The following is an 11,861-nucleotide window of genomic DNA, read 5'->3' on the forward strand; positions in this document are numbered from 1 at the left end:
AAAAAACAGCCAAAATAACATTTTTAGGAATTTAAAAAATTAATTTTGCAACTGTAAATTACCTTCATAATTCTTAGCACATTGGAAACACTTCTCTATAAAAACACTCAAATTTCTTATACCGATTCTGGCAATGGTACAACAGTAGTTTTACTGCACGGATTTCTGGAAAATAAAACCATGTGGGATATTTATGTTGATGAATTAAGTACCAAAAATAGAATCATAACCATTGATTTGTTGGGTCACGGTCAAACCGAAAGTTTGGGTTATGTACAAACTATGGAAGAAAATGCCGATATGGTTCACGAAGTTTTATCTAAATTAAAAATACAAAAAGTCATTTTTGTGGGACATTCTATGGGTGGTTACGTGGCTTTGGCTTTCGCAGAATTGTATCCAGAAAAGGTAGGAGGATTGGTTTTACTCAATTCTACTTCGAAAGAAGATAGTCCAGAAAAAAAGAAAAACAGAGACCGAGCTATTCTAGCCGTCAAAAAAGATTATGAAACTTTTATTCGATTATCAATTTCAAATTTATTCAGCGAAGAGAATCGAGAAAAACTTACTAAAAAAATTGAAGCCGTAAAACTACAAGCTCTAAAAACACCATTGCAAGGAATCATAGCTTCACTCGAAGGCATGAAAATTAGAAAAGACAGGGAGTTTCTTTTACATACGACTACTTTCCCAAAATTATTAATTGTTGGAAAAAAAGATCCCGTCCTAAATTACGAGGAAAATTTAGAGCAAATAAAAAACACCGATGTTCAATTGGTCACTTTTCCAGACGGGCACATGAGTTCTATAGAAAATCGAGAGGAATTGCTGATTGTTTTGGCAGATTTTATTAAAGGAATTTAAAGCATCCCTTCTTTCAAATAGCCTTTTTCTACAAGCTCTTCTTTACATTTTATAGCGTATAATTTACCTTCTTTTAACAAAGACAATCGTGTTGAAATTTGGATTACATTTTCGTAATTATGATCTGAAATAATTATTCCTTTATTTGCTGAATTCTTAATTATTAATTCATTTACCTTTTCAACCACCAAAGGAGACAAGCCATTATAAGGCTCATCTAACAAAACAAATTTTGAAGAGTTATTGAGAACGATTTTTATTTCCAGATACCGTAATTCTCCTCCTGACAAATGTGAAATTCTCTTATCCAAAATATTACCAATCATTTCATCTAAACAAAACTCCACTATCTTTTCCTTGGAGATAGATAGTTGTATCGCTTTTTTAACTGAAAATACTTTAGGAATGCAATTATCCTGGGGCAAATAACTAATATCATCCAACAAATCCTTAGTTTTAATCTTTACTGTTCCGTCAATTCTAACAAACTTAAAATCTGCAGGTTCAATTCCGAAAATAATTTTTAGGAAAGTAGATTTACCCGAACCGTTTCTACCTAGAAGCCCAATAATATCATTGGTTTCGCATTTTAAAAAAACATCGGATAATAAATTTTTATTTTCAAAAGACTTCTGAACACTATCAATCTCTAATAAATGTTTTTTCAAAATAATTTCTTTAACAAATTAAAAACAAAAATACCTATGACTAAAAAAACAAAATTTAAACACCATGAATACAACCAAAGCTTAGTTTTAGAAATTTTATTATTGAAATAAAATACGAACTCATTTTTATTATTAACTTCTTTGAAGAATAAACTTGAAGCAAAACCAAAAGTGAGAAATGAAAAATTAAACGCAGTTGATCCACCAAAAAGGGAAACGAAAAAACTAGCCGAAAGATTTATAACAATTGTGCTTTTGAAGAATTCGAATATGTTAAACCACTTTTTATTCATTCTTTTATAAACTTTTCTCTTCAAAAGGTTTAGTTTCATCCAATATTTCATTGAGTAACAAAACAATTTGCTCCAAATAATTCGATTGGATTTCACTGTTAATAATGGAACTACTTCCTTTTTCTTCTTTTAAATTAAAAGGCAAAAAACCAGATTTTAGATTTTTAAACGAAATAATTCCTGCTTCAATAGGCAGTCCTTTAGCCTGTTCTTCAAACATATAAGCATAGGCTAAAATTTGAATTATTTTATCATTCTTGATTTCCTCAGTCAATCCAGCCCAAGATTTAAGCGTTACATTGGCTTTCTCAACTTTACCTGTTTTATAATCAATAATTCTAATAACACCGTTTCTATTCTCAATTCTATCCACATTACCACCAATTTTTACAGGAAAAGGCAACTTTGGATGCACTAAATCTCTTTCTAAATGTTTCTCTAAAGCAACGATCATGATTTGATCACCATTCTGAATAGATTCTAATTCTAGTTTAAGGAAATTCAATACATGACGTTTGGCTACTTCAAAAGCCAAAAGATTTCTCCCTTTTTTAATTTCACCCTCTTTATAAACTAACTTAAATTGTTTTGAAACCTCACTATCTATGTTCTTGATGCAATTTTTTACATCATTTTCTATTAAAATCTTACCTATTAATGTTTTGTATAATTCTTCTAAAGTACCGTGAATGATAGTACCAAGTGTGTTATCAGCGATACTTTCTTCTACTTCATCAGTTTCAGAAATACGTAAAATTCTTTGAAAATAAAACTGAATTGGGTTGCGCATATAAGTCGTCAATGCCGAAGGTGAAAACCCTTTTTCAGCAATTTCTTTTAAACGCAACATCACTTTTTCTGATTTCGGAATTAACATAGGTACATGAGCAGTCTCAGGTAAAACTGCATTATAAATTTCATGTGTTAAATTATGTTTGCTTTGCTTTTCGACCTCTAATTGAGTAATAAAACGACTCATTTCGCCAGCATCAAGACCATCACTTTCTGTATTATAAAGCAAATAAATATTTTTAGCTCTTTGTAATAAATGGTAAAAATGATACGTATAGATTGCATCTTTCTCTTTAAAAGTAGGTAATCCTAATTCTCTTTTCACATCAAATGGAATGAAAGAATTTTGAGATTTACCAGCTGGGAATTTCCCTTCATTCATAGAAGTAATAATAACCGTATCGAAATCTAAGACCCTACTTTCAAGCACACCCATAATTTGTAAACCATTCAAAGGCTCACCTTCAAAAGACACTTCGGCTAAATCTATAACTTGTTTATAAATTGAGTAAAGGGTCTCAATGGTGTCAATCTCATTATAATTCGAATAGTAATTAATAAGTTTATTGATTACTTTAAAAATAGAATAGACAAAACTTTTGGATATTGCATCATCTTGATTGTCATTACTAAGATTATTTTTAATTATTAGTAATAAACGTGAAATCGTTTCTAAAACAACAACTGAACCACCCTCCCATTTTTGAAATAAGAGTAAAAACAATTCATTGGAATACGAAGCATTAAGTTCTAGTAATTTTTGGCAACTGATGAAAGTATAATTATTTTTATTAATAATTCCAACCAAATGACTAGTATTGGCATAAGATTCAATTAATGGATGGGTTAGTAAATCCAAAACATCTTTATAATAAAAGACGTAACTATTATTATTTCTAGAAAGCGCATTGGTATGCATCTTAAACAATTTGGCAATCAAAATTTGAGCTGGATTATTTTTACTAGAATAACCCATCGTAATATTTAATGCTTTAACAGAATTTGGTAATGAATATAAAAGTGGCACTAATATGTTTTCTTCCCCTAATACAACAGCAACTTTATCTAAACTAGTTTCAGCATTATTTTCAACTATCTTTTCAATTATACCCCCAACAATTTTAGCTTGTCCGATAGTTTTTGGAGTTCCTATTACTCGAATATTTTTTTCATTAGAGAAATCATCAACAATCCACTCAAATGGATTGGATTTGTAATGTTTCCAATTTGATTTAAAACGCCTCAAAAACAAACCTACATCATGATAAGGATCATTTAAAAATGTTTGATCAGCATCCCAAAATATTTTAGCTAGATCAGAGTCAATTAATTTTTGAATTATTATCTCTTCAGAAGCGTTTAAAGCATTAAACCCAGCAAAAACATATTTTTTTTGCTGATTTGAAGTACAAAAAACAGGGGTATTATTCACAGCTTCACGATAAATCAAACCTTGATAACCAATCCCCTTTTGCAATAAATGATTATATAACGATTCATAATAACTAGGCAGTACTTTCCAAAAATCGATATAATTTTCAAGTAATTTGGTTTTGCTCTCTACCTCAATCCCCCATCTCTTAATATCCTCAATGTCTTTTAAATAAGATAAAACATATTTTGGATCTAATAAATAGCGATCAATTTCATTAAAATCTTGAAGTAGAGTTTTTGCCCAATTTGCAAAAAACTCAAACGACTGTTGATTCTTTTTATCGGTAATACTCAAATAGACATCATAAAATTCGAAAAGTAATTCTATAGGATCGATTGCTCTAATCCCAGCAACATTTTGAACAAAATCATCAATACTGATAATTTCTGGAGCAAATATATTTTCCTCGGTTTGTAATTTTAAAGTCTCAATAAGAAATATTTTAGCTCGTTTATTAGGCAAAATAATGACGGTTTGAGTCAAAATATTTTTATACTCATCGAGCAATACAGTAGCAACTCTATCTAAAAAAGTAATTCTTGTCATTTTATAAAAATAAAAAAAGCCATTCAATTAAGAATGGCTTTTTAAAATTTATTTAGAGAATTGATTACAATTTACCTTCGTAAACAGATCCAATGTGTCTAATTTCTGTTCTTCTGTTAAGAGCTCTACCTTCTTTAGTTTTGTTAGAAGCTTCTGGTTTAGAAGAACCGTAACCAGCTGAAGTTAAGTTAGCAGGATTAACACCTTTTTCGATTAACTTATCCATAACAACTTTAGCTCTTTCTTCAGAAAGTTTTTGGTTGATTTTTGCACTTCCAGTACTATCAGTGTGTCCTTCGATAGCAAATTTAGCATTAGGATAGTTTTTAAGGATTTCTTTGATAGCATCTAATCTTTGCTCAGTTCCTTGTTTTCCATCTAAAACTGCTTTACCAGTTACGAAGTAAACAGCTCTAGCTTGTACTTTAAGATCTTGTAAAACTTGTTGAGTTACTTCAGGACATCCTTTGTTTGAAGCAGGACCAGCAACTGTAGGACAAGCATCTTCTTTGTCGATTACACCATCTTTATCAGAATCTAACTCTGGGCATCCTCCGTTAGAAGCAGGACCAGCTACAGTAGGACATTTATCAGATGCATCTGTTACACCGTCACCATCTGTATCAGGACAACCTTTGAATTGTTTTAAACCTGCAACTGTAGGACAAGCATCATCTGGATCAGCTACACCGTCACCATCTGAATCTGGACATCCTTGGAATTCAGCAGTACCAGCAACTGTAGGACATTTATCTTTAGAATCTTCGATACCATCAGCATCTGTATCAGGGCAACCATTGAATTGTTTTAAACCAGCAACATCTGGACAAGCATCATCTTTATCATAGATTCCATCTCCGTCTGTATCTTTAGCACCAAATTTGAAGCTTAAACCAGCATTCCATTGAGTGTAAGAAGGAGCATCTGGAGTTACACCATCAGCATAAGTTCTATCCCCAAAAGATTTTTTATAAACACACCCTAAAGCAAGACCTACATTTTCTGTAAACCAGATATTTAAACCTGCTCCTGGATTGATTGTTCCGTAGCTTTCGTCTCCTAAGAAAGTATAACCTCCACCTAAGCTTAATGTTGGCTCTAAAACTTTAGATCCAATTAATTTCATAAAGCTATAAGTTGCAGTAGCATCAATTCCGTAATACATTAAATCTCCAGGATTAACAACTGCATAATCATTAGGACCATTTAAAGTTCTACCAGGTACAGGTACTACAAATTTATCAACTTGATTGATTGATCCAGTAACACCTACGATAAAACCACTACCTACGTATCTAGAAACGTTGATATAAGAAACAGAAGGAAGAATATTCCAATTGTCACTAATCATAAATGGCTGATCGAATTGACTTGGAAAGCCATCACCAGCACTTGACCTGTAGTCAATCGCGTTTACTCCAAAACCGATTGCCCATTTATTGTTACTGTCCTGTGCTTGAGAACTTAATCCCATCACCATTGTCACAGCAACTAAAAGTTTGTTAAGATGTTTCATACTTTGTTATTTTAATTACAATTAGTTAATTTGAAACAAAAGTAGTACGATTTTCTGTAACTTCAAAATAAATTGTTAAATAAAACACTCCTTAAATATAAAATTTAACAATTATATTACAGCAAGTCTTTGACCTACAGTCACAAAAGCACGAATCGCTCTATCTAAATGTTCTTTAGAATGAGCCGCTGATAATTGCACTCTTATCCTTGCTTTTTCCTTAGGAACTACAGGGAAAAAGAACCCTATTACATAGATTCCTTCTTTCAATAATTCATCAGCCATTGTTTGGGCTAATTTTGCATCATACAACATTACAGGAACAATAGCTGAATCACCATTTACGATGTCAAATCCTGCTTTTTTCATTCCTTCCTTGAAATAATTAGTATTCCATTCTAATTTATCCCTTAAAACAGTATCTTTTTCTAACAATTCAAACACTTTAATCGAAGCCCCCACAATAGCTGGAGCTAAAGAATTCGAAAACAAATACGGTCTCGAACGTTGACGCAATAATTCGATTATTTCTTTTTTGGCCGTTGTGTACCCTCCCATTGCTCCTCCTAAGGCTTTTCCTAAAGTTCCAGTGATAATATCAACTCGCCCCATAACACCTTTGGCTTCAAGTGTACCTCTTCCGGTTGCACCAATAAAACCAGCAGCATGGCATTCATCAACCATAACTAAAGCATCATATTTATCTGCCAAATCACAAATCGCATCTAAAGGCGCCACAATACCATCCATAGAGAATACCCCATCGGTTACTATTATCTTAAAACGAGATCCTGCATCACTAGCCTTAATCAATTGTTGCTCCAAATCCTCCATATTGCTATTTTCATAGCGATAACGTGCCGCCTTACACAAACGAACACCATCAATAATAGATGCATGATTTAAACTATCGGATATAATAGCGTCATTTTCTCCAAACAAAGGCTCAAACACACCTCCATTCGCATCAAAAGCAGCCGCATACAAGATTGTATCTTCAGTCCCATAAAAATTAGCAATCTTTTTTTCTAACGTTTTATGAATATCTTGAGTTCCGCAGATAAAACGAACAGAGGACATACCAAACCCATAAGTATCCATTGCTTCTTTTGCCGCTTGAATGACTTCGGGATGAGAAGACAACCCCAGATAATTATTAGCACAGAAATTTAAAACTGTTTGACCAGTTGATATGGTAATTTCAGCATCTTGAGCAGAAGTAATAATTCGTTCTTTTTTAAATAATCCATTTTCTTCAATAAGTTGAAGTTCTGATTGTAAGTGCTTTTGAATTTTTCCGTACATATATGATTTCTATTTAAGCAAAAGATCTTTGTTGATTATATTCAAACAAAAAACATTTTTTTTGTTACAAATGTACTACATCAATATTAACTCCTATATACACTAATGCCTTTTTTTGAACTTTAAAACCCATTTTTTCAATGGCTAATTTATAATTCTCTAATTGATGTTTATATTTTGTATTAGGAGAACCCGTTTTATAATCCAACAAAAAAACTTCTTCCTTTTTATTAAAAACTACACGATCAGGCTTAATCACCCCTCCCTCTTTTTGAATAATTGTTTTTTCATTAAAAACTTTATTTTCATCAGCGAAATGCTCTTGCAATGCTTGATGATTCACTATTTGAAGAACGGCATTCAATACCAATTCTTTTTGAGTAATAGCAATCAATCCATTTTCTATCGCTTTACGAATAGCAAAATCTACATCTTTTTTAGTTTCGACAAAAGAGAGAATCTCATGCACAACATTTCCAAATTCAATTGCTTCCAACTGATGTGTTCCCCACATTAACGCTTCTCTTTTGGCAATTTTGATACTTTTAGGATCTAAAACCACTGAAACAGCAAGAATTGTTTTGGTCTTATCAACATGCTCTATTGTTGCTGATAGTTTTTTAGAGTTTCCAAAATGATATTCTAATTTATCATCAACATATTCTCCTTTCTGAATTAAATATTTAATAAAAAAAGAAGCCATATTTGCAGGATATTCACCGTCTTTTTTAGGCTTTATATTTTGCGAAATAATATAGAGCTGCTCTTCTGCTCTTGTTAAAGCCACATACAAAACATTGATATTATCCAACAAAACTTCTTCTTTTTTCAAATTATAAATCTCTAAAGCTCCTGAACCAAACTCCTCTACAGCTCTACTATTATCAATCAAAACTTTTGGCAGATCAAATTCATAATTTTCAGAATTAATCCATAATTTATCCTTTGGTCCTTTATTATAATCCTGATCGGCAAATGGCAGGATAACTACTGGAAACTCCAATCCTTTTGATTTATGAATTGTCATCACACGTACGGCATTAGTCCCTTCTGGAGATGGTATGCTGAATTTGTCTGAGTTTTTGTCCCAAAAAGTTAAAAAATCTGATATCCCTGCTTGATTTCGAACATCTCTCTCTAAAACCAAATCTAATAAATACTGAACGTATGCAGTTTCAGAGGTTAGGTTATTAGGTTTTTGATCAGATTTTAAAAATTTAGAGATAATAATCTCAACAGCTTCATACAAAGATTTTTTTCTAATATGTTCAAATGACAACTCTACATTACATTTTTTTAGCCATTCCTCAAAGATCAACTCATCCTTCAATTCCATTCCTTTGGCAATAAAATCATGAACTGGCAATTGATTTTGCTTATTTTTGGCTAAATACTGCAAAAAATTGGCCTTTGATTCTAGATCGGAACTGTTTTTTAAATACCTTAAAATATGAATAATTAATTGGACTTCGGTTGCATTTTGAATCATCAATGTTTCTGAAGAAAGGAGCGGAACACCTTGTTCTGTCAAATAACTAGCAATTGCTATCCCTTCATTTCTCCTACGAGTCAAAATGACAATGTCTTTATATTCAAAACCTGATGCTACGACCTTTTTTATTGTGTTTAAAGTAGCCAAAACATATTGATCTGATTTATCCAAAGCTTCTTCTTCGTCTTCATTTTGTTGCTCGCATTCTGGTAAAAACGAAATGTTTACATAACCACCAACTTTATCATTCCTTTTTTGATAGCTATGATTTTCATACAAATCTTTATAATCAATATTTGTAAATTCATTAGATAATAATTTAAAAAAATCATTGTTGAATTCGATTACTTGCGAATAACTCCTATAATTTTTGTCTAGATGAATCAACTTTTTATCAGGGTTACTAAAAGGGGTTTTATTTTTACTCAATTCTATAAACTGTTCCGCCTTACCTCCACGCCATCTATAGATCGACTGTTTTGGATCACCAACAATCATTAAAGTCCCTTTTTGTCCAGAATCATCTTGTCCTGCAAGTGCATTATCGATAAGTGGAATTAAATTATGCCATTGCATTTCGGAGGTATCTTGAAACTCATCAATAAAAAAATGGCGGTAACGTTCGCCCAAGCGTTCGTATATAAAAAGTGCAGGCTGATTTTGAATTTCTCTGTGAATAATAGCATTAAACTCTGATATTGAAAGAATGTTCTGCTCCTTTTGAATTTTTTCTAATTCACTACTTACAGTGTTCAATAAAGACAATGGTGTAATATTTTTTAAGAATGCCTTGTAGAAATTTAGTTTCTCAAAGTTTTTATAAATTTCGGAAAGTGTTTTCAATAAATCAGGAATAATACTTTCGATTGCATCTCTGTCTTTGGCACTTTTATTAATAGCAATGTCTTCACTAACAAAATATTTTTTGTTTTTAGAATTGAATTTCCGATCAACAATACTTTGCAAATGGTTTGGGAAAGTACCTCGAGAGAAGGATTTCGAATCTATTCCACGTTGATCTATTAAATCAAGAGATGTTTTTGCTAGAGTTGCATTTTGAATTTCTAAATCTTGACAGATTTGCTCTAACTTTTCTTTTACAACTATAAAATCGTTAATCGATTTATCATGAAAACTAACTATTTCATTTCTATTATTCTCATTTAAAACCAATTTCCCGGTTTCAAAAATTTCACGTGAAATATCCCAAGATTTATCATCATCGGTTTTTTCCATAGTAAAATCAACCAACAATTTAGTCAAAGTTTCATCTTCACCAGCTTGAGCAATAATAGCATCTACAGCCTCTGTCAGGAGGTTTTCGGTATCCAAAGTAACTTCAAAAGTCATTGGTAGTCCAAGATCATGCGCAAAAGCTCGAATCACTTTATGAGTAAATTTATCAATGGTTGAAATATCAAAAGCGGCATAATTATGAATAATATGCTTAATGATTTGTTGAGATTTGATTTTAATCTGAATTAAAGAAAGTTTGGTTTCACCAGCCAAATCCTGCATCAAATCTTGCGCTTTTTGCGAAGGCTTGTCTTTAGCAAATTCAGACAGACTACCCACGATTCTGCTTTTCATTTCGTACACCGCTTTGTTCGTAAACGTAATCGCTAAAATATTTCGATACGCATCATTTTTTTGAGCTGTCAAAATAATTTTGAGGTATTCTTTGACAAGTGCGTACGTTTTTCCGGATCCTGCCGAAGCGTCATAAATAGCAAAAGAGGGTCTTTCCATATTGATAAGTACAAAATTTATTATGTTAAAAATGGTTATTACTACCCCCAATGCCCTAGCCTCAATAGAAAGGAAAATCTCTCTATTTAGAAAAACCAGGCTTTTTTAGCCGTCTTTTTGTTAATCGGGAATGGGATGACAGCGGGAAAAAGCTTCTAATTACATTTTGAATAAAGGTAAAAAACACACTATCATTTTAATCGATGAAATAATAACAAAATAGAATTTTCAATTCCAAAGTTAAATGTTTAAATTTGAATAATTTTATAAATCATTAAACAACTATATTATGGCTTTTGAATTACCACAATTACCTTATGCGTATGACGCATTAGAACCTCATATTGATGCTCGTACGATGGAAATACACCACTCTAAACATCATAATGCTTATACTACCAACCTGAATGCTGCTATTGCTGGAACAGATTTGGAAGGAAAAACTATCGAAAATATCTTAATCAACCTAGATAAATCAAATGCTGCTGTACGTAATAACGGAGGTGGATTTTATAACCATAACTTATTTTGGACTGTAATGTCTGCAGATGGTGGCGGGTTACCAACAGGCGAATTGCTAGCTGCAATAGAAAGTTCTTTTGGATCTTTTGAAGAATTCAAAGCAAAATTTGCCAAAGCTGGAGCTACACAATTTGGTTCAGGATGGGCTTGGTTATGCGTACAAAAAGGAGGCAAACTTGATGTTTGCGGAACTCCAAACCAAGACAACCCATTGATGCCAGAAGTAGGTTGTGGCGGAACACCAATTTTAGGAATGGATGTTTGGGAACACGCTTACTATCTGAACTACCAAAACAGAAGACCTGATTATATTGAAGCTTTCTTTAATGTAATTAACTGGACTGAAGTTTCTAGACGTTATGCTTTAGAAAAATAAAAAACAAGAGCTTATCATAAATTAAAAGTCGGGTGCAACATTTGTTTCATCCGATTTTTTTTATTCTACCATGTACGACCAAAAAAAAAGACCATCATTACTGATAGTCTTTTTTGCTCCCCCTCTTGGGCTCGAACCAAGGACCCTCTGATTAACAGTCAGATGCTCTAACCAACTGAGCTAAGGAGGAATCACCTTAAAAGGTTAATATGTTTGCTAAAAAAAGTTTGCTCCCCCTCTTGGGCTCGAACCAAGGACCCTCTGATTAACAGTCAGATGCTCTAACCAACTGAGCTAAGGAGG

At 32.3% G+C, this 11,861-nt stretch carries 7 protein-coding genes and 2 tRNA genes; 2 read left to right on the plus strand and 7 right to left on the minus strand.

Annotation, left to right across the window (positions count from 1 at the left end; all coding sequences use genetic code 11):
• Positions 1–81 precede the first annotated feature (81 nt).
• On the plus strand, positions 82–864 hold the full coding sequence (locus ABEB18_RS10220) for an alpha/beta fold hydrolase (RefSeq protein ID WP_348799205.1): 783 nt from the start codon (positions 82–84) through the stop codon (positions 862–864).
• Here ABEB18_RS10220 and ABEB18_RS10225 read toward each other — a convergent pair.
• From ABEB18_RS10225 to ABEB18_RS10245, 5 genes are all read right to left on the minus strand, one after another.
• Complete coding sequence (locus tag ABEB18_RS10225; RefSeq protein ID WP_348799206.1) at positions 861–1,532, minus strand: ATP-binding cassette domain-containing protein; 672 nt, start codon at positions 1,530–1,532, stop codon at positions 861–863. The two genes, ABEB18_RS10220 and ABEB18_RS10225, sit on opposite strands and share 4 nt — an antisense overlap.
• Positions 1,533–1,829: 297 nt before the next feature.
• Positions 1,830–4,598, minus strand: coding sequence for a PD-(D/E)XK nuclease family protein (locus ABEB18_RS10230; RefSeq protein ID WP_348799207.1), 2,769 nt, complete (start codon positions 4,596–4,598; stop codon positions 1,830–1,832).
• A gap of 64 nt (positions 4,599–4,662) precedes the next feature.
• Positions 4,663–6,114 (minus strand): OmpA family protein, encoded by a 1,452-nt coding sequence (locus ABEB18_RS10235; RefSeq protein ID WP_348799208.1) that lies wholly within the window; start codon positions 6,112–6,114, stop codon positions 4,663–4,665.
• Between the two features lie 111 nt (positions 6,115–6,225).
• Complete coding sequence (gene kbl, locus ABEB18_RS10240; protein WP_348799209.1) at positions 6,226–7,419, minus strand: glycine C-acetyltransferase; 1,194 nt, start codon at positions 7,417–7,419, stop codon at positions 6,226–6,228.
• 64 nt (positions 7,420–7,483) lie between these two features.
• Entirely contained in the window at positions 7,484–10,660 is a 3,177-nt protein-coding gene (locus ABEB18_RS10245) for a UvrD-helicase domain-containing protein (protein ID WP_348799210.1), read from the minus strand.
• A 289-nt stretch (positions 10,661–10,949) separates the two neighbouring features.
• Between ABEB18_RS10245 and ABEB18_RS10250 the strand changes: the two genes are divergently transcribed.
• The gene (locus ABEB18_RS10250; RefSeq protein ID WP_348799211.1) at positions 10,950–11,558 is read left to right on the plus strand and encodes a superoxide dismutase; all 609 of its coding nucleotides are present in this window, start codon (positions 10,950–10,952) and stop codon (positions 11,556–11,558) included.
• Between the two features lie 116 nt (positions 11,559–11,674).
• Here ABEB18_RS10250 and ABEB18_RS10255 read toward each other — a convergent pair.
• Both ABEB18_RS10255 and ABEB18_RS10260 read right to left on the minus strand, forming a co-directional pair.
• Positions 11,675–11,748: transfer RNA gene (locus tag ABEB18_RS10255), tRNA-Asn, on the minus strand.
• 40 nt (positions 11,749–11,788) lie between these two features.
• Positions 11,789–11,861, minus strand: a tRNA-Asn gene (locus tag ABEB18_RS10260).

Source organism: Flavobacterium adhaerens (assembly GCF_040045115.1).
Lineage (GTDB): Bacteria > Bacteroidota > Bacteroidia > Flavobacteriales > Flavobacteriaceae > Flavobacterium > Flavobacterium adhaerens.

What these genes read in the sequence shown, in the direction of transcription:
- ABEB18_RS10230 (WP_348799207.1), bottom strand. Translation starts at nt 4,598, where the DNA reads ATGACAAGAATTACTTTTTTAGATAGAGTTGCTACTGTATTGCTCGAT.
- ABEB18_RS10235 (WP_348799208.1), bottom strand. Translation starts at nt 6,114, where the DNA reads ATGAAACATCTTAACAAACTTTTAGTTGCTGTGACAATGGTGATGGGA.
- kbl (WP_348799209.1), bottom strand. Translation starts at nt 7,419, where the DNA reads ATGTACGGAAAAATTCAAAAGCACTTACAATCAGAACTTCAACTTATT.
- ABEB18_RS10245 (WP_348799210.1), bottom strand. Translation starts at nt 10,660, where the DNA reads ATGGAAAGACCCTCTTTTGCTATTTATGACGCTTCGGCAGGATCCGGA.
- ABEB18_RS10250 (WP_348799211.1), top strand. Translation starts at nt 10,950, where the DNA reads ATGGCTTTTGAATTACCACAATTACCTTATGCGTATGACGCATTAGAA.